The sequence below is a fragment of the Candidatus Methanoperedens sp. genome (assembly GCA_012026795.1).
Taxonomy (GTDB): domain Archaea; phylum Halobacteriota; class Methanosarcinia; order Methanosarcinales; family Methanoperedenaceae; genus Methanoperedens.
Genome location: VEPM01000026.1, coordinates 1 through 19813, shown reverse-complemented (window position 1 = coordinate 19813; position 19813 = coordinate 1). Strand labels below are relative to the sequence as shown.

General features: G+C 40.1%; 22 protein-coding genes. 5 read left to right on the top strand and 17 right to left on the bottom strand.

Annotated features, from left to right (window positions below):
- The first annotated feature begins 19 nt into the window (after positions 1-19).
- The 3 genes from FIB07_12930 to FIB07_12920 all read left to right on the top strand — a co-directional run bounded on the left by FIB07_12930 (position 20) and on the right by FIB07_12920 (position 3483).
- A complete protein-coding gene (locus FIB07_12930) occupies positions 20-1933 on the top strand; it encodes a beta-CASP ribonuclease aCPSF1 (protein ID NJD53758.1) in 1914 nt (637 codons plus the stop codon).
- 207 nt (positions 1934-2140) lie between these two features.
- Positions 2141-2335, top strand: coding sequence for a hypothetical protein (locus tag FIB07_12925; GenBank protein NJD53757.1), 195 nt, complete (start codon positions 2141-2143; stop codon positions 2333-2335).
- A 272-nt stretch (positions 2336-2607) separates the two neighbouring features.
- Complete coding sequence (locus FIB07_12920; GenBank protein ID NJD53756.1) at positions 2608-3483, top strand: cation transporter; 876 nt, start codon at positions 2608-2610, stop codon at positions 3481-3483.
- Positions 3484-3490: 7 nt separating this feature from the next.
- Here FIB07_12920 and FIB07_12915 read toward each other — a convergent pair whose 3' ends face one another.
- The 16 genes from FIB07_12915 to FIB07_12840 form a co-directional block, all read right to left on the bottom strand.
- Entirely contained in the window at positions 3491-3979 is a 489-nt protein-coding gene (locus FIB07_12915; GenBank protein ID NJD53755.1) for a chemotaxis protein CheD, read from the bottom strand.
- A 595-nt stretch (positions 3980-4574) separates the two neighbouring features.
- Entirely contained in the window at positions 4575-5192 is a 618-nt protein-coding gene (locus FIB07_12910) for a chemotaxis protein CheC (GenBank protein NJD53754.1), read from the bottom strand.
- Complete coding sequence (locus tag FIB07_12905; protein NJD53753.1) at positions 5189-6034, bottom strand: protein-glutamate O-methyltransferase CheR; 846 nt, start codon at positions 6032-6034, stop codon at positions 5189-5191. The genes FIB07_12910 and FIB07_12905 overlap by 4 nt, the downstream gene beginning before the upstream one ends.
- Complete coding sequence (locus tag FIB07_12900) at positions 6031-7947, bottom strand: chemotaxis protein CheA (GenBank protein ID NJD53752.1); 1917 nt, start codon at positions 7945-7947, stop codon at positions 6031-6033. Before FIB07_12900 ends, FIB07_12905 begins: the two co-directional genes overlap by 4 nt.
- Positions 7948-7958: 11 nt before the next feature.
- Entirely contained in the window at positions 7959-9020 is a 1062-nt protein-coding gene (locus FIB07_12895; GenBank protein NJD53751.1) for a chemotaxis response regulator protein-glutamate methylesterase, read from the bottom strand.
- A 12-nt stretch (positions 9021-9032) separates the two neighbouring features.
- Positions 9033-9389, bottom strand: coding sequence for a response regulator (locus FIB07_12890; protein NJD53750.1), 357 nt, complete (start codon positions 9387-9389; stop codon positions 9033-9035).
- Positions 9390-9544: 155 nt separating this feature from the next.
- On the bottom strand, positions 9545-9907 hold the full coding sequence (locus FIB07_12885; protein NJD53749.1) for a response regulator: 363 nt from the start codon (positions 9905-9907) through the stop codon (positions 9545-9547).
- Positions 9908-10017: 110 nt separating this feature from the next.
- Positions 10018-11670, bottom strand: a complete 1653-nt coding sequence (gene flaJ, locus FIB07_12880) for an archaellar assembly protein FlaJ (GenBank protein ID NJD53748.1) — start codon at positions 11668-11670, stop codon at positions 10018-10020.
- Between the two features lie 3 nt (positions 11671-11673).
- The gene (locus tag FIB07_12875) at positions 11674-13305 is read right to left on the bottom strand and encodes a hypothetical protein (GenBank protein NJD53747.1); all 1632 of its coding nucleotides are present in this window, start codon (positions 13303-13305) and stop codon (positions 11674-11676) included.
- Positions 13306-13314: 9 nt separating this feature from the next.
- On the bottom strand, positions 13315-14007 hold the full coding sequence (locus tag FIB07_12870; GenBank protein NJD53746.1) for an ATPase: 693 nt from the start codon (positions 14005-14007) through the stop codon (positions 13315-13317).
- Between the two features lie 2 nt (positions 14008-14009).
- Positions 14010-14465, bottom strand: a complete 456-nt coding sequence (locus FIB07_12865; GenBank protein NJD53745.1) for a flagellar protein G — start codon at positions 14463-14465, stop codon at positions 14010-14012.
- Between the two features lie 9 nt (positions 14466-14474).
- Positions 14475-14873, bottom strand: coding sequence for a hypothetical protein (locus tag FIB07_12860; protein NJD53744.1), 399 nt, complete (start codon positions 14871-14873; stop codon positions 14475-14477).
- Positions 14874-14888: 15 nt separating this feature from the next.
- Positions 14889-15539: a hypothetical protein gene (locus FIB07_12855; GenBank protein ID NJD53743.1), complete on the bottom strand. Its 651-nt coding sequence runs from the start codon at positions 15537-15539 to the stop codon at positions 14889-14891.
- A gap of 39 nt (positions 15540-15578) precedes the next feature.
- Positions 15579-16163 (bottom strand): hypothetical protein, encoded by a 585-nt coding sequence (locus tag FIB07_12850; GenBank protein ID NJD53742.1) that lies wholly within the window; start codon positions 16161-16163, stop codon positions 15579-15581.
- Positions 16164-16179: 16 nt separating this feature from the next.
- Positions 16180-16791, bottom strand: a complete 612-nt coding sequence (locus tag FIB07_12845) for a flagellin (protein NJD53741.1) — start codon at positions 16789-16791, stop codon at positions 16180-16182.
- A gap of 190 nt (positions 16792-16981) precedes the next feature.
- On the bottom strand, positions 16982-17614 hold the full coding sequence (locus tag FIB07_12840) for a response regulator (GenBank protein NJD53740.1): 633 nt from the start codon (positions 17612-17614) through the stop codon (positions 16982-16984).
- Between the two features lie 575 nt (positions 17615-18189).
- Between FIB07_12840 and FIB07_12835 the strand changes: the two genes are divergently transcribed.
- Positions 18190-18426 (top strand): hypothetical protein, encoded by a 237-nt coding sequence (locus tag FIB07_12835; GenBank protein NJD53739.1) that lies wholly within the window; start codon positions 18190-18192, stop codon positions 18424-18426.
- 108 nt (positions 18427-18534) lie between these two features.
- Here the strand turns inward: FIB07_12835 and FIB07_12830 are convergent, their stop codons facing one another.
- Positions 18535-18765, bottom strand: a complete 231-nt coding sequence (locus tag FIB07_12830; GenBank protein ID NJD53738.1) for a DUF2769 domain-containing protein — start codon at positions 18763-18765, stop codon at positions 18535-18537.
- Between the two features lie 183 nt (positions 18766-18948).
- Here FIB07_12830 and FIB07_12825 point away from each other — a divergent pair, with 183 nt between their 5' ends.
- The gene (locus FIB07_12825) at positions 18949-19335 is read left to right on the top strand and encodes a hypothetical protein (GenBank protein ID NJD53737.1); all 387 of its coding nucleotides are present in this window, start codon (positions 18949-18951) and stop codon (positions 19333-19335) included.
- Positions 19336-19813 lie beyond the last annotated feature (478 nt).

Below are 19813 nucleotides of genomic sequence, written 5' to 3'. Positions count from 1 at the left end.
TTTTAGAAGGAAAAAAATAATGACAGTTGAAGAAGTATTAAATGATTTGAAAAAGAAAATAAAAGCGCAGCTTCCCAAGGATATCACGATCTCTGATGTGGATTTTGAGGGGCCTGAACTTGTTATTTATACCGAAGAGCCAAGAAAATTCGCTGATGACGGGGATCTTATCAAGGGTCTTGCCAAGGAACTGAGAAAACGCCTTGTTGTAAGGCCTGATCCGAAAGTTCTTGCACAGCCCGAAGAAGCGATCAGTGCAATTGCAAAGATTGTTTCAACAGAATCCGGAATTTCAAATCATTTTTTTGATGTGGATACCGGTGAAGTTGTAATTGAAGCGGAGAAACCCGGGCTTGTCATAGGAAGGCATGGCGAAACACTTCGCGAGATCACAAAAGAGATCGGATGGACACCAAAGGTGGTCCGCACACCTCCTATGAAATCCACGACCGTAAACAATATCCGCCAGTTCATGCGCGCTAACAAGGAAGAGAGGAAAACTCTTCTTAAAACCATAGGCCGAAAGATACACCGCGGTATTTCATCCAAGGATAAATGGGTACGGCTGACCACTCTGGGTGCCTGCCGTGAAGTCGGACGCAGTTGTTTTTTGCTATCGACTCCTGAAACAAGGATCTTAATTGACTGTGGTGTAAACGTTGGCGGTGATGATAATGGCTCACCCTACCTGTATGTGCCTGAGGTGCACCCTATAAGCCAGATCGATGCAATAGTTCTTACTCATGCGCATCTTGACCATATCGGGCTTGTTCCGTTATTGTATAAATATGGATTTGAAGGGCCGGTTTATTGCACGCCTCCCACGAGAGACCTGATGGCCTTACTTCAGCTGGATTATATCGATGTTGCCGCCCGTGAAGGCAAGAAAAGCCCATATGAATCGGTTATGATCCGTGAAGTTCTCAAACATACTATAACATTGAATTATGGGGATGTTACGGATATCGGTCCGGATATGAAACTGACATTCCATAATGCAGGTCATATCCTTGGTTCTTCTGTCGCTCATTTCCATGTCGGGGATGGCCTGTATAATATAGCTTTTACAGGCGATTTCAAATATGAGAAGACACGCCTGTTCGATCCTGCCATTAATGATTTCCCCCGGGTGGAAACAATTGTCACGGAAGCGACTTACGGCGGATCAAGGGATATGCAGCCTTCAAGAAAAGATGCTGAACGGCATTTGCAGGAAATAGCCAGGGAAACCCTTGATAACGGCGGAAATCTCCTGATACCGACATTCGCTGTTGGAAGAAGCCAGGAAGTCATGATAGTGCTTGAAGAAGCAATACGCAAAGGAGTAATCCCGGAAGTACCGGTTTATCTTGACGGCATGATCTATGAAGCTACGGCAATTCATACAACCCACCCGGAATATTTGAACAATGAACTGAGAAACCAGATTTTCCATAAAGGTATGAACCCATTCCTTGCAAAATGTTTTGTCCAGGTCGATTCAAAAGAAAAGCGGCAGAAAATCCTGGATGACCGTGAATCCTGTATAGTTCTTGCCACATCAGGCATGATGAACGGCGGCCCTGTTATGGAATATTTAAAGGCATTCGGGCCTGAGGAAAAGAATACGCTTGTTTTCGTAGGTTACCAGGCTGAAGGTACACTTGGCAGGCGTATCCAGAAAGGCTGGAAAGAAATACCCATGCATGCAGCCGGAGGAAGAACAGAGACAGTAAAGATTAACATGAATATTGATACAGTTGATGGATTCTCAGGCCATTCTGACAGGATGCAGCTTATGGAGTATATCCGAAAAATGAGACCAAGACCCGAACATGTCCTGACCCAGCATGGAGACGAAAAGAACTGTATGGACCTTGCCAGTTCGATATATCGGAAATTCAAGATTGAGACCAAGGCGCCAATGAATCTGGAAACGATACGGCTTGCTTAGAGTGATTTAAGGTATAATGAAATGCGATGAATTAAGCTGAACCATAGATGAACCCGTAATGTCGCACACTGGAAGGTCAGCTCATCAACCTTTTCCATTTATTAGTACTACTTTAATCACACAATACTATTTATCAGTGCTACTAAATAACAAAATATAAAAAAACGGGTTAGAAATAAGATTATATTAGTGGGTAGGAAATGGGTTATGTTAAGAACGCGACAAGAAAGAGTGGAATTATTAAAAGCGGGTATTTTTGGAAAGACAATAGAAAGGCTTTATATAAAATATAACCATTTTATAATAATGGGCAATCCTGTTTATAAGCTGGTTGAAATTAATACTGAGAAAAGTAAGGATATCGCCATTAACCAGGAAGCAACCGCTGAATCAAGTTTGTAGAACTTGTAAGTAATGATATGCAGCGCCATAAAGAGCAGAATATAGAATTTCTCCTTTCTCGCAATTTTCAAGGAGAAGCGACGTATCCCTTAAACTTAGTTTTGAGCCTTCTATCCTGTTGGTGTCATAAGTGAATTTGATGATGGAATTCTCAAGTTCTTTTTTTTCAACTTTAATGAAATATTGTATTTTTGATTAATGCAGGGTTAGACGGATGGAATAGACAGGACAAACAAAATATTTACCCCAATAACCCCAATAAAGAACTACAAATGGAAGATATCAATAAAAACCTGAAAATCGCAATAATCCTGACCACGTTCATCTTTTTCCTTGAATTTGCAGGCGGGATAATATCGAACAGCCTTGCACTGCTCTCGGATGCGGCTCATGTTTTCATGGATGTTATCGCCTTATTGCTCACTTATGGGGCAATCAGGATCTCAGCGCGCCCATCCAGCAGGAATGTGACCTTCGGTTATCACAGGTTTGAAATATTTGCCGCCCTCATCAATGGATTGACAATAATAGGGATTTCGGTTCTCATCTTTTATGAGGCATATGAGAGGATTTTAGACCCCCCTCCCGTAAAAGGCTTTGAAGTGCTGATTATCGCAACGGTCGGGCTTCTGGCCAATACCTGGGCGGCTTTAAAACTGCACGGGCATCATGACCTCAATATCAAAGGTGCCTATCTCCATGTTATCAGTGATGCTCTTGCATCAATAGCCGTAATAGCAGGCGCAGTAGTTATTATTTTCACCGGGAATAATATTGTTGACCCCATCTTAAGTATTATAATAGGCCTCATGCTTCTTTACGGGGCAGCCAGGCTCGTTTTAGGTTCAATCCATATCCTTCTTGAATTTGCGCCAGAGCACGTAGATGCGGATATTCTTTCAAAGGTAATGATGGAAATAGAAGGCATAAAAGGGATACATGATATCCACATCTGGAGCATTTGTTCAAATATCCATGCCATGAGCGCACATGTGCTTGTGGACAGTATCCATGTCCAGCAGACAGAAATATTAATTAATGAAATAAACAGGATACTCAGGGAAAGATTCCAGATAGTCCATACCACGCTGCAATTCGAATGTGCCGAGTGCGTCCTGCCCGAACTCGGCCACCAGACCGGGCATTAATAAATAGCTAAATTTCCTTAGTTTCATGAAAAGCACTTTTTACAGTCATGATGCCTGTAGCAATATTGAATTCGACAGTCCTTCCATAATTCGAACCGGTATCACTGGCAATAATAGGAATCTTGAATTCACTGAGTTTTTTCTTAACTGCTTCGACATTTCTTTCCCCTATATTGATGGAATTATTTCCGATATTGAACATTTTGGCACCACCAGCTATCTTTGCTTCTAACCTGCTTTTCAGACAGCCCTTCTCAAGTAGCATTTCCACTACCATTTCGATGGCCGAATCTGCAAATTTCATAGGATTACTCTTATTATTTGCCTCAGTTATAGTGGGAAGAAGTATATGGGAAAGTCCTCCATACCGGGCTATCGGGTCACGAATTGAGATGGCCACACAAGACCCAAGACCGATGGTAACAAGTACCGCAGGATTATGAACAACTACAAGTTCTGCAATTCCAATAACTATCTTTTCAGATTTTGGATCCATAATTATATTATTCGTCTATATTCAGATATAACTAAGCAGTATAATAATGCTTATTATTATGATGTGATTGGTATTATAGTTATAAAAACACTGGTTTTTAAACTATTCACTTGATTTTCAGGATTGCATGAGACGACCACTGCATCTGAGCAGGTCATGAAATGCAACAACAAAAATGTTCAAATCGAGGCGATCCCATTCGGTCGACTGAGCTTCAGAAAAATGAAATTATTGAAAACCGCTTAACCATTCTGGAGAGAATAGTGTACAGATATCTTTTTGAATTTTAAATATTTGATATTATATACAAGTGATTTTGCTAAGAGCTTGTCTGAATATTTATTTTGGACAGGATTTACAGGATGAACTGGATTAATTTCCATCCTGTAAATCCTGTAATCCTGTCCAAAAATGCCTCTGGATACTCACTTATAGCCTATTATGTGCATCGAATCGGTGTGAAAACCAAATGTGGGTCAAATTTTCAGACAAGCTCTAAGGTTTATGCCCTCCAGCCAACCGATCCATGCCCAGGTGTAATTTAACAAATAGCCTAGTCGATTCCTGATTAATATACCCACCTGGCGGTATTTAATTATCGCCCAACCAGCTTGTTGATAGCCTCAAGCATCTTTGTAAGTGAGTGGGAATCAGTAAATATCAATATCTTCCCGTCGATTTTTTCAGAATTAATATCAAATTGGGTCTTGAGGAATAAAACATCTTCAACATCCGGGCTCATCAGGCATACAACCTGGTTAATTATCGCGTCCGATATATCGTACACATCCGATGGCGGGGACAAACCGATCGCTATTGACAGGAAATTTGAAAGGGCAGAGATATATGTACCTCCCATAATATTACCCAGTTCCTTCAGGACAGATGTTTCCATTTCATCGAATCCTTTTGTCACATCGGCTTCACCAATTACAAGCCTTATCAAAAACTTTGCAGTTGGTTTTGATAATAAAAGGAGCACAAAACCTTTTGCATCCCCGTTGAGTTCAAGTATTATCCCGACAACAGGATCTTCATTCTTTACAAGCGCTGGCACCGTGAGCAAAGGTATCAGTTTAAGTTCGGGAAGCGATATCCCCACCTGTTTATTTACCATCTGTGAAAGAGAAGTTGTCGCATGTCCGATCCCGATGTTTCCAACTTCCTTTAATGCATCGCTCTGGAAATCCGTGAGAGTTTTTATATCATTCATAATTTTTCCTTCTTTTGAAATATTCTTTCTTTCAAATCAAAACGTTTGAAAAGCTGGGTTGAAGGCCCGACCAGAGTCTCAGTCTTTCCCATGACAAAATATCCCCCTTCATTCAGGGCATTATAAAAATTCATATACAATACCTCCTGTAAACTTTGTTCAAAATAAATCGTAACATTCCTGCAAAATATAATATCAAAACCTGATAATTTCGGTCCCGAAATAAGGTCATGGCGTTTGACTTTCACAAGTTTTTTTACTTCATCAATGACCTGGTAATTATTGTCTTTCTTTATGAAAAACCGGTTGATCCTTTCCTGGCCTATCTTTTCAAGCTGTTTTGGCTGGAATATTGCCATTTCTGCTTTTGCAATGGAGTCATCATCAATATCCGTAGCCTGGATCGAAATATTATATCTTTTGATTGAATGTCCAAGGAATTCATTCAACATAATTGCGATCGAATAAGGTTCTTCACCATTTGAGCACCCTGCACTCCATATTTTGATAACTTTATTATTAATTCCCTTCTGTTTGATCAATTCCGGGAGAACATTATTCCGGACAGAGTCAAATGTTTCCGGGTTCCTGAATAATTCCGTGACGTTTACAGTTAATGTTTCTTTAAGCTTATTTACCTCGTCCTCACTTTTTGAAAGCATCTGTGCATAATCCTTATAAGATTTTGACTCGGTCGCACGAAGCCTTACAGCAAGCCTTCTCTTCAGATGGGGCTGTTTATAGTCTTCACAGTTAAACCCGATTTTTCTTTTAATGATCAACTTTAATTCTGAAAATTCCTTCTCATCTTCATGTATGATGTCTGATAGTAAATTCATCATAATAATGTCCCCACATCAAGGATCAAAGCAACATTGCCATCCCCGAGGATCGTGGCTCCTGCAAATCCTTTAACTCCCTTTAATATATTATTATCAAGGTTCTTGATTATTACCTCCTGCTGGCCGATAACCTGGTCTACTACCAGCCCTACATTACTGCCTGCACGTTCTACTACAACCACAAGAAGTTCTTGAGAGCCATTGCTTTTAATATCGAAGATATTATGTAACCGGATCAGAGGCAGGACATCTCCCCGTATCAGAACTACTTCTTCACCCTTGATCGTCTTTATTTCTTCTTTCTTAATTGACAGGTCCCTTATAACATTGGTAATAGGTATGGCATAGATATCAGAACCAACCTTAACCATCAGTGAATGAATGATCGCAACAGTCAAAGGAAGCTTGAGTCTCATCAATGTTCCTTTCCCCAGGACAGATTCAAGTTTGATCGACCCGCCCATTCCTCCGATCTTTGTCCGCACCACATCCATCCCTACTCCTCTTCCGGAGATTTCCGTTACCTTCTCAGCAGTACTGAATCCGGCCATAAATGACAGGTTTATCGCCTCAATATCAGAAAGTTTTGCTGCTTCTTCCTGTGTCATCAATCCTTTCTTTACAGCAGTTTCTCTCATCTTTTGCGGGTCCATCCCTTTGCCATCATCAACTGCCTCAATAGCAACATGATTTTTTTCCCGCCTTGCAGTCAATTTGATCGTTCCTTTCTCGTTCTTGCCATTCTGCTTCCTTACTTCAGGAGATTCAATACCGTGGTCAATGCAATTCCTCAGGATATGCACAAGCGGGTCTCCAATTTCATCAAGTACTGTACGGTCAAGTTCAATATCCCCGCCTTCCATGACCAGATCGATCTCTTTCCCCTGATTTTTAGCAAGATCCCTTACCATTCTCGGGAACCGGTTAAATATCTGTTCAATAGGCACCATCCTCGATGCCATGATCTCTTCCTGGAGGTCATTTGTAAGACGGTTAAGACTGGCAAGCGTCTCCTCAAGATCATCCAGTTTATGCACACTGGCAAGCTGCATTAACCGGATTTTGTTTATAATAAGTTCCCCTACGAGGTTCATCAACGAATCCAGGCGTTCTATACTTACCCGCACACTTTGTACGCTTTTTATAGAGGTCTTACTTCCCTCAGTAACATTCGTTTTATCTTCTGCTTTTTCCCTGGGTTTAGAGCCTGTGTGAGGTTTAACTTCCACTTTTGATATCTCGGATACTTTTTTTGCTGCATCTTCTAATTTTTTGGCATCTTCTGTTGTCGAAATTATGACCTTGAATTCCCGATCGAATTTTTCATCTTCCAGATCCTTTATCGAAGGAACCGTTTCAATGATTTCGCCAATCTCAGATAGATTTCTCATCACTACGGTTGACCTGGCAGATTTAAGCATGCAGGATTCATGAAGTGTCACGGTTATTTCATAAATATTGCCTGTTTCGGGTTTTTCCCCGGGATTATTAGATGCATTATTAGCTACAACTGGTTGCTCATCCTTTAATGGAACAGACCCTGAATTATTTTTTGATAATTTATCAACTAGAGAAGCAATATCAATCTCTGAGGATTTCTCCGGTGTTTCCACCATTTTTTCAAGTGTATCAAGACACTCGAAAAGGACATCTATTGCAGATGAATCAAGCTCTATTTCATTCTTCCTGACCCTGTCCATCAGGTTTTCCATGTTATGGGTAAGTTCTTTAATATTTACATAACCCATTGTTGCAGACATGCCTTTTAGGGTATGGGCTGCCCTGAACATCACATTTATTGTTTCACTGTTCGCCGGATCTTTTTCAAGACTGAGAAGTGCATCATTCATTGATTGGAGATGTTCCTCGGATTCGACTGCGAACATTTCCTTATATTCATCCATGTCATCCATAATTATTTCCTCTATATATTTTCCGTTATGCTCTGAGCAATTTTGTCAATTGGTAAAATGTGATCTGCCAGTTTCTGGTCGATTATAGACCTTGGCATGCCATAAACCACGCATGTTGATTCATCCTCGGCTATCACCTTGCCGCCTTCTGATTTTAGTTTCCTGATACCATTTGTACCATCAGAACCCATTCCTGTAAGTATTACCCCAAGTGTATTTTCTTTAAAAATCGGCGCCACAGAATTAAGAAGAACATCAATAGAAGGCCGTACACCCTGTACCTTTTCAGTCTTTGTGAGTGTGACTACTTCCCTGAGATCGCCATTAATATTTTGCTGTCTTACAATCATATGGAAATCCCCGGGAGCTATATAAACAGTTCCCATCTCCAGGACATCACCATCAGCAGCCTCTCTCACTTTTAGCGTGGACTGGGAATTCAAACGGTCTGCGAGGGATTTGGTAAATCCGGGAGGCATGTGCTGTACAACAAGAACAGGAGCATGAAGATTGGAAGGTAAAAAGGGTATGACCTGCTGTAATGCCCTGGGTCCTCCTGTGGAAGAACCTATTATTATTAGTTTTTTAGTCCTGACTCTTGGTACGGATTCGATCTTTTCTTTCTTGTGAACGTTTACTTTCTTTTCTTCTATGAATCCGAGCTTATGGACAGCCACATTTGCAGCCGCTTTAACTTTTTTTATCAATTCATCTTTTTTCGTATCCATATCAAGGCTTATATTCCCTGAAGGTTTCTGGATGAAATCAACTGCTCCATATTGAAAAGCTGTCAAAGTAAGATCGGCCTGGTTCGATTCCGCACCACTTAGCATAATAACGGGAGTGGGACACTCACTCATTATATAACCAAGTGCCTGTAACCCATCAAGAACAGGCATTTCAACATCCATAGTGACTACATCAGGCCGAAGCTGAGTTATCTTTTCTATTGCTTCCTGTCCGTTTTTTGCCTTGCCTATAATTTCTATATCAGGAGATGATCCCAGAATATTAACTATGATTTTTCGCATGAACGCTGAATCATCAACGACAAGAACTCTTATCCTGGACATTGGTAAACCTTATCACATATTTTTAGAAACAGCTTCCAGAACTTTTGCAGCGTCAAATGGTTTTACAATAAAATCCCTTGCCCCGATCTTGATCGCATCATTTACTACAGTTTGCTGCCCGATCGAACTGCACATAACGACTTTTGCATTACTGTCTATAGCCATTATTTGCTTCAGGCATTCAATACCATCAACGTTTGGCATGACTATATCACAGAATACAAGATTTGGTTTATTTTCCTTGTATTTTGCAACACCATCCGAACCATCGACCGCTTCTAACAATTCATGTCCTGTTGGTGCAATGATCTTCTTAAGCATCATTCTCATGAATGCCGCATCATCCACCAGTAATATTTTTCCAGCCATTATTCCTCCAAGATTATTTTTTGATTTCTATGTTTTAAAGTTGAATCCATTGTTTTATATACATGCTATTTTCAACCACATCAGTATATAGAAAAGTGTGATATTGGTGTGATATTACATGATTACACACCCTGTCAATTCAGCAGTCTGAATGATCAGCCTGGCATATTTTTATCAAGGACTGCCAGGACTTTTGCTGTATCAAATGGCTTGATAATATAATCCACTGCACCGATTTTAATTGCCTCATCTACTACTGTCTCCTGCCCTATCGAGCCGCAAATAATGACTCTGGCTTTACTATCATATTCCATTATTTGTTTCAGGCATTCTATGCCGTCAACATCTGGCATCACTATATCCAGGAATACAAGATCAGGTTTATATTGCTTATATTTAGACACCCCATCTGATCCATCAACAGCTTCAATTAATTCATTTCCACTCGGAGCAAGGATTTTTTTCAGCATCATTCTCATAAAAGGTGCATCATCCACAAGCAATATTTTTCCAGTCATTTTTCCTCGACATTATGTAGATTTTTATATTTTAAAGCTGTTAATAGTAATGTATGGTCAATCACATAGATATATATAAAAGTGTGAAATTTAGTGTGATCTCATTATCATCACATACCCAACAGCGGCCCCATTCCCTGGAGTGTCAATTCAGCAGTCAGCGCAGAAATCCAGACAAGTCCCACAAAATGAGTATAGGTATTAAAATGATGCCCTCCATCAACAATTCTTATTAACATTGCAGACATAAGTGAATGACACATCATCATTATCATCAACATTGTTGTCATCAGTGGAATATTAGTAGCCGATATCGTAGCGATTGAAATCCCTATATCGATATCAGGGATCGAAACATTTGAAAACATTTTTGCCAGCATTGAAATTATAGACACAGCGAGGAACATAGTCGCTGCAATTCCTGCGGTCATGCCATAAAGCACGCCTATGAGGCTTGAAGCGCTGCTGTATCTCAATTTTCTCATTGAAAGTATACTTATAAAATTCTGGCTTATGATATCTCCGATTAAAGTTGGTTTCCCTCCCACATTTGTTCCTTCCACGAACATCGTTGCAAAGCGTTCGATCAGATTACTCCCCGTTCCTGCAGCGAAATGCTCCCATGAACGCGGAGTATTGAGCCTTGTCCTGAGCCTCTTATACAGGTTATTTACATTTTCTGAAAGCGGACCGAAATCATGGGTAGTTAATTCTTTCAATGACTCAAGAATAAGTCCGCTTCTTGACCCGGCAGCCCCACCAAGAGAACGGATGAATGCCCCAAAATTATTATCATATCTTTTTATTTTATTTTCCTCAGTCCGCGCTATCAGTCCTGTAAGTAATAAAGGGGTTATCGAAGTGGCAAACATTATAGTTGTGGGTAAATTGGAGAATGGGACAACAATCCCGGTAACGATTATACAGAGGGATAAAGAGACTGGCATAGACCATTTGATCCTGCGGTCGGCAATTGTCTCGATCTCAAGTGTATGCCATATCCTGTCAGCAGGCACCTTTGACCTGGCGTATAACAATATTACAAATTCCGTACTTATGAATAAGAATATCGCGCCACCAAGCAGTAATATGGAATCCATGCCGGTAATTATTGGCATGATAATAGCGAATGCTACTATGAATATAAGAGACATGCACATTGAAATGAACATTTCTTTTATCATATCTATAGAATTTAAACAGTCCTGGTACATAGTCACAAAATCCTTCATTACCACAGCCTGCTCGGATAATACGAACTCCCTGAAATCCTGTCCTGCCTGGACAGAATGCGCCATCCTGTCAAGAAAATCCGAAAAAAGAATGGAAGGTGTCCGCTGGGCTATGAACCTGCATGCCACAGGGAAACTTACATGCCAGTAGAAAACAAGAGCATATATCCTTCCTGTCTCTTTTGCCAGATAACCATAAGCTTCAGTATGGGAAAGCTTGAGCAAAAGATCAACCCTTGTCATCTGGGATGTAGCAAGAACACCCATATGTGTAATATAGTAATGGATATTATTGTCAATTTCCTTTTTTTTCCCTTCCAGGCTTGATATGGGATATATTATCACGATTGAAAATAGTGCAATAGGGACAAGCATTACACCCAGGAAAAGAACTCCTTCCATGACTGAAGGAACAATTAACAGCATTACAACTGGAAATAAAAACGCTAAAATGGTTATCGGGATCACAAAATTCATAAAATAGTTTTTTTGTGAGATCCCGAGGCAATGGAATATGACTTTTGTGTCCATATTTCATACCTCAAAAGGAATACCTTCAAGACCTCTTGCCTGGTATGCCCAGATTATGTCCCTTACTTTATAATAATCCAGGATGTTTTCTTCTACCATCCTGGTAAGTATCTTGGCACGTAAGGCAAGGTCATCATATATCAGGCGCTTATCATCATAACCCTGCTTGGTAGCTATTTTGTCAAGAAGGAAACTATTATTCATGCCCCTGAAACGATGCCTGTCATTTGTAAAATCCCATTCAAAAACTCCCCTGGTTATTACACCTCCCGCTTCTTCCAGATACCCTTCTATCTCATCAACCGATGTGCATCTCCGCAAATATTTGCCTTTTCTGTATATTGCCTGGAGGATCAAAGCCGCATTGAGGTTATCAGCAAATGTTGGAGGGATATTTATAGGTTCACCGGTAAGCCTCTGGAGAAGTTTTCTGACCGATGAAGCATGGAATGTGGCAAGAACAGCATGTCCTGTCTGCATTGCCTGGAATGCGACTGCGCCCTCTGCGCCCCTGATTTCACCAACAATGATATAGTTTGGTCTTGACCGCAGGGCAACTTTTAAGAGAGTAAATGTATCTACCTGGGATTCAACCGGGCCATCAAGCCGTGTGATCAATTGCTGCCATGCCGGCTGTGGCGGAAGTACTTCAGCGGTATCTTCTACTGTATACATTTTTGATTTGCTGCTGATGAAAGGCAATGCAGCGTTAAGCATTGTCGTCTTGCCGCTTGCTGTTTCACCGCTAAAAAAAATGCTCATCTGGTTCTCAAGCAAAAGCCACAGATATGCAGACAGGTTAGCATCTATACTTCCCCACTTGATAAGCTGGGGAATACTCGCCGGAACTTCCATGAATTTTCTCATGGTGAAACTGGAACCTTTCCGGCTGATGTCAGTACTGTAAATAGCTGCAATTCTTGTACCATCAGGAAGAGAACCATCGATCAGGGGACGCGCATCGCTTACTGGCCTGCCGATGCGTTCACCCACGGTATGCAGCCAGTGACTCAGGTTTTCCTGGGTATCAAAGGTCAGATTGGTTGTAAGCATGCCCATGATCTTATGGACTATATATATGCCGCTTACTCCGATACTGTGAATATCCTCAAGGTAAGGATCCCTTATTACAGGCTCTATCGGTCCCTGGCCGATGACATCCCGGTCAAGGAAATAAGAGATTTTATCATATTCATTCTGGGTTAAAGAAATGGATTTTGCCCCAAGGAATTTATCAAGTATTCCAATTGGTGCAAGTTTCCCCGCAATATGAACCGATTCATTAAAAAGTCTCATCATTAACTTTCTTAATTGTTCCTCATTTTCAGGGACTATTTCATCTGCAGCCTTTTCAAGAATAGTATCCATTATAGCCTTATATTTTTTCCACTCATCCGGGGATAGAACCGGCTCAATTGCAATATAAAAAATTTGTTTTGTGACCTTGTCGCCTTTCAGGTGGATAAATATCGGGTCGCCAACAGGATAAATTATGGAAGGTACCGGAATGTCTACAATATCACGGGACAATTTAGGCATGAAATCCGGCACTACCCCGCTTTCTTTCTTGCATTTATCCACATATTCTGCCAGATGCGGATTTCGAGCCAGCGCTTCTTCGAATTTATCGTCCATTATAATCCCTTATGAAACTCCGGAAATATTGATCATTACACCACTTCTTGCTTCTACTTTGAATCCGATCATTGCCCCAACCTGTATTTCAGGATTCGAATATTTGTTTATGACCATAGTCCGCAGCATCTCAGTCCCCATCTGTCGCATTTTGATTGTTATCATGATCTCAGCTGCATCTTTAAATTCGGAAACTACATGAGCAGGCATCTCTGTAGTATCCATCGTAATGATAATCGTTTTCTGTAAACCTGTTATTTTCTTAAAAAACGAAATTAGCTCAAGGCTTTTCTGTGCATCAGTCCCATATCTGATAAGCGCAGAAAGAGTATCTATGATAATTACATTTTTTTCATAAAGTCCTTCCGCACCCATAAGGCGCTGGAGAAAATCACTTCTGGGCTTTGATTCTTTTAACAATGGAAAAACCGGGATATACAATAGTTCGCCTTTTAGCAGCCTGATCCCTATCGGGTAATCAAGTGATTTCATCTGCCGGATGAAATTTTTCGTGGTTAATTGAGTTGATATATAGGTGACCGTATTTTTATTATCAAGAAGGCCATAAGCAAATCTCTGGCACAGTGCGCTTTTTCCACTTCCGCTGGGACCGTCTATCATTATCAGGGAGCCTTTCGGAAAACCTCCCCCAAGCATCTGGTTCAATTCGTCCCTGTCAAGCACAAAATTATATCCTGCCATATTTAAGGTGTCCTGAATGAAAAAGTATCTTCAATTCCATTTGCTGTTATGACCCTGAGGTTATGACTGCCATCCTGAAGCGATGTTGTCGCATTTATCCGCAGTACATCTCCTGAAAGCCACATAGGATCGCTACCTAAATTTGTTTTGTTAAGGTTGCTGTCAATAACAATAGTCCCGTCTATAATAACAGTAATATATTGTATGTCAAGCTCTTCTTTCCCCGTGTTTTTTACATAAAATGTATAAATGCCGCTGCTACTGTTATAAGGTATCAATTCAGGGTCACCTATGATGGTGATATCCGTTTTCAATTGTTCCGCAAACGTTTTACTCCCGACAATTGCTGCCGAGGAGATGGATTGGATGTTCAGGAAAATTGCCCCGACTACGCTCAATGCAATTATTACAGATGTAATGAAAAAGACCATCTGAGTTGCTGATGCGCCTGCTCCCATTTTTATCTCCTAGGACAGCGAATAATAACCAGCTGCGCCGTTTTCTGTTATTATCTTCACTCTGCCGCTTATAGATTCGATTGTTACATTTATGGATGTCCCGGGCGGCCAGACACCCCGGGGATCTACAATATAAAGCGAGTCAAATTCCCCATTTAATATTACATTGATCTTACTCGAATTAAGGGTCATTGAGCCATTATTATATACTGTCAGATTTTTATTACCCTGGTCCCAGCTCGTGATCACTACTTTAGTATTTAATTTTTCATTCCATAATTCATTTGAACTTTTTTTTGCTTCCTGGATCTGCCGATATGACATATCCACCATGGGATAGAACATTGATGCCATTTGCAGGATGGATGCAATGAATATAATTACAACAGCAGAGGTTGAAAAGCCCATGGGATCTCTCCGCTGTTATGGGTATAGTCGTACGTACCTGTTTACCCCGAATGAGTTTGGAGTTGCTATTTCGAGATTCACAGCCTGCCCCAGTTCCTGGTTCAAGGATAGCCAGAATGTTTTTCTCGGAGCTAAGGATATACCCTGTATGGAGTTGGCAGATACCTGGACTTCAATTAAATCTCCACTGTTAAGTACTGGAGTTGTATTAGTAAATGATGAATCTTCATCCCTCACTGCTATAGCAGTATAAGTTGTATTAGTAGCATTAGTACTGTTCGTACTATTATAAATCTCACTTGAATAATTCAGGTCATAGCGTTTAGTTGAATCCATAATCGTTACAATAACTTGCCTCAAGTCTATCGAAGTAGTACCTACATCCGGTTTAAGTCTTATTAATAAATCATTTATTGATTGATTCATAGTTCCATTGATAGCTTCACCCCTGTCTCCCAGGACCTGCTCCACGACGATATTTGATGATATCTGCTGTGTAGCCTCTTTGCTTGTCTTTGTAGCTTTCTGCTGAAGCGCCCCTGTTGTGTATATCAGGACTGTGGCAGCTACAGCGGCGACAAGCACCATCGCAATGAATATGATCAAAGTGCCAACTCCGATATCACCCCTTTCATTGTCTGTCAGGAATTTTTGGTTTGCTTTCATATATACTCCTTTCCTTTAAAAAGGAAAAATTCCCCTTTTTCAGGGGAATAGTTCTATTTGGGTCTTTCCACTAAAGGTTGAAGGTATTACAACATCCTTTATTACCATTGTCCCGGTCTCAGGAACAAGCTGAATAGTGGCCTTTTCCCGTACAGCTAATGTATTACCGGTCAGGTCTAACTTAATTATTCCAAGATCTCCAGCTTGCAGGACATTATCGCTGCCGCCTATAATGGATCTTATTTCAGTATATCCGAATGCTATACCGGCTTCAGGCGTAGAGTTCCCTGAATGCGCCAATTTAATATTACCATCTTTATCGAGATATTTCACTGTCGTCTTGTTAATATCAATATCAGATCCACCTGCGGAAAGTCCTACCGTTATATTAAGTAAACCAATAGCACCGCTCACATTCGCGCCATCAACAGATATTATTTTTAGATTGGAAGATACTTCAGATGTGGCTTCTTTACCTGTAGATTGTGCTTTTTGCTGAAGTACGCCTGATGTCTGGATCAACACTGCTGCCGCAACTGCTGCGACTAATACCATTGCAATAAAGATAATAAGAGTGCCAATACCGACATCTCCGCTATTATTTTTTAATATGTTTGTTTTCATGATGCCTCCATTATTTTCAGGGAAATAGTTGTATTTTACCAGAAGCCGTTGATCCAAGAGACGCAGGAGCTTTGACATCCTTGAGCACCATCGTACCCGATTCAGGGAGTATTTCAACTCTGGCGCCCTTGCGCGGTTCCAGGCCCGATGTCGCTAGAGTGAGATTTATGGTAATAAGTCCAAGATCTCCAGCTTGCAGAACCTCATCGGAAGTGCCTGAGATAGACCTATCTTCAGAATATTTAAATGCCGAAGCAGTGGGTGCAGTAGTGACTTCGTTCAACGTTACAGATTCGTTTTCATCGATATATTTCACCTTTACTTGCTTGAAATCAATGTCGCTTCCACCGGCTGATAATTGAACACCGACTTCCAGCTTATCAATCAGGGTAGGATTGGCTACACCAACTGTTGTGCCTACAACAGTAACTACTTTCAGGTTAGAAGACACTTCAGATGTTGCTTCTTTACCTGTAGATTGTGCTTTTTGCTGAAGCACACCTGATGTCTGGATCAACACTGCTGCTGCTACCGCCGCAACAAGTACCATGGCGATAAATATGATCAGCGTGCCTATACCGACATCGGCGTCTTCATTTATTATTAATTTTGTTCCTTTAGCTTTCATAACGCCTCCGTTTATATTTTATATTTTTAATTTATAGAGTTAGGTGGCGTCATTACGCCAGACCTTTCATCTTATAATCATTATCATGATGCATGCATATAAACGGTGTTGTGAAAAAGGTGTGATAAAACATACAAAATACGCTGGTGAATCTCCCTCATCATAGGGGGACCGTTACGATTAAAAAATATCAGGCCAGTAAAAACCTGTCATTTTTGAAATTTTTTATTTCGGTTTGTACTGAATTGATCTTTTCTTTCAAATTATTAAGAAGTTTCTTACCCTGCGGATCATTTTCAAGTTTATGGTCCGGGTAAAGCTGTCGCATCAGGATAAATCGTTTCCTGTCGGTAATGTTTTGTTTTAATAATAAAAATAATAAATATAATATATCCTCCTTTTCTTTGTGATATTTGATTGTTTTAACACATTGGTCAAGATATGAAGGAATTTCAATAGCATCTCTTACAGCCATGTGGAGGCAATCCAGGGTTACAGGCTTTATAAGATAATCCGAGACCATGGAAAGTCTGAACATATCACTGATTACGGGAATTTTTGAAGTACTGACTACAATAGGTATATCCGGATGATTCTTTTTTATTTTTTCTATCAGATCCCATCCATCCATGTCCGGAAGGTCCATATCCATCAAAACCACATCAGGCGAATTTTTTTTAATTCCGGCCAGACACTCTTTTGCGGTAAATGCCGTAGTAACAATATATGTGTCGTCAACCATAAGAAGCATTCCGGCAAACAGGTCAGCTGTATCCGGTTCACCGTTTACAATAAGGATAGATTCCTGTTTTTTTTCAGTCATATGATTTTACTTGGAAGACACATTAACATAAGGTTGAGTATGATTATTCTTCACAAACATTAAAATAAAGTGAGATATTTTCTAAAGAATATCAAAAGATCTATACAATTTTAAGGTGTAGCCAGTTCCTTCTATATGGTTATTAATTATCTTCATCACAAATATCGTCCATATTTTAACTCCTGTGAAAGCTGATTTTAAATATGTTGCATATATTTTCTGATAAAACCGGATAATTTCACACCGGATAAGATTTTGGTGAGATTAATTTCCACACCCATGATGCTGTGATTTATTAAAAGAACTTTTTATATCAGAGTATGGCCAACCACCTTTTGCCATAACTGACTTTAATAACTTCCTGACATAGTATAAATATAAATATTGGCAGGCACATATTGATATTATAGGGAAGTAGGTTATAATAAGAAATGAAAGACCGGAGTGATCTTTCTAATTAAAAGCTACAATTAACGGATATAAAACTCATTCAAAGTTTCCTTTAACTCTTGAAAGGGAGCATAATAGAAACCGAGATTGAAGACCAGATATAAATTAAAAGGAGGTGAAAAAGTATGGCAAAAGAGAAACATGTTGAAGAGGAGGAGTCAGTTAAACATGCCGGAAAAACTCATGAAAAAGGCGCAAAATCAGAGACCGCTGAAGACTATAAAGAAAGAATGAGAAATTTCAACAGGGAGCTAATGGCAAAAGTAAAGGAGACCGGCGGCGAGGAGGAGGAAATGCCAGGCGCACACCCAAAGACATCTAAGATGGCAGCATCATCTGAGGAAGCATCAGCATCGGAGTAGTTATATGCTGTATGGGGGGTGTAGAAATTGCAATACTATATGATTTCAGAATGATTTCAGAAGAGTTATTGGAAGAGCATTCCCTCTTTTTCTTTTTTTTCTTAAAAATTATTTCATACCTGACTGCTCTTTACCAGAACCCCTGAGGCAATAGCGGTCCCATCTGAGAGACAGGCTCTTCTGGACAGGGCAGGTAGGGCATAGACAACCTTTATAATTTTTGATTATTGCGCTTTTCCCGATTGCACAAAATGTAAGTTTACTCTCGCCTGTTCCAATATACGTAGGACAGTTTACACAAATACATATTTTATTCAGTTCTTTGATTTTATCCTGCATCTGTGCTGGAGTCAATTTGCTCATTTCTTCCATATTTTGTTCAAATGTCTTGTGTGCTTCCGGCATATTTTACCCCCTTAAATTAGCATATTAACAATTCTGGTTATTAGTATATAATTGTTTTCAATAGATTTAATACCCTTGCCATTACATATTATTGAATGGAATTTGGGGTGAATATGTATGGATAGAAATATAGAACAAACTAAAGATAAGTTTAAGAAAATTGAGATGGGGTTGAAATGCATCAGGGATCTGAACCTTCTTGATGATTTTTTTGATGAGACATGGAAAGAAGGAACAGAGAAGTTCCTGAATAAATATGAAGATAAAAAATCATTTTATGATCTGCCCCTGGAAGAAACCGATAAAACTTTAGACCGGGTAACTGAATGGTTCGGAGATGATTACGGGCTGGCTGTAATCGATGGGAAATTCTGGATGGTTGCTGTGGGCAGCGTAGATGAAGGCGGCAACATATGGTGGTTCAAAATGAGGCTCAAAACGGATGATATAGAGACCGCAAGAAAAGTCATCCTGCTGGATAAGTGCAGGCCGAGGAGATACTAAATACTGAACTCACTTTCCAGCCCAGGGAATTCCACACGTAAATCGGGGGCAAGCTGTTCAACGACAGGTTTTCCCCTGGTTCCCACGCAAACCGTGATTCAGAGGGGCTGACGGGCGAAGCTGCAGCGCATGACCAAAACACAATCACAATATCGGTAACAACGCAAATCCTGATCCCTTATTCATATATCCCCTTTTCTCTGGTGCATCCGCTGAAAGAGACCGAAAGTAAAAGCAATATCAAAACAATTGTTATGATCTTCTTCCCCGATAACATATTTTTTTCACTTTACCATATATTTGTTTAACTATAAATAGAAATGTGTTTTAAATTAAAGTCTAACCAGTCCATTTATAGTCTGGTTGATAGCTTGTTTCTTAACTACGCCTTCAAGTTGAATTAAGCTCTTTTTCAAAAAATGCACTGACTGTATAAATTGCATCTAAAGGTGATTGGAAATCGCTATTGTCCAAAACT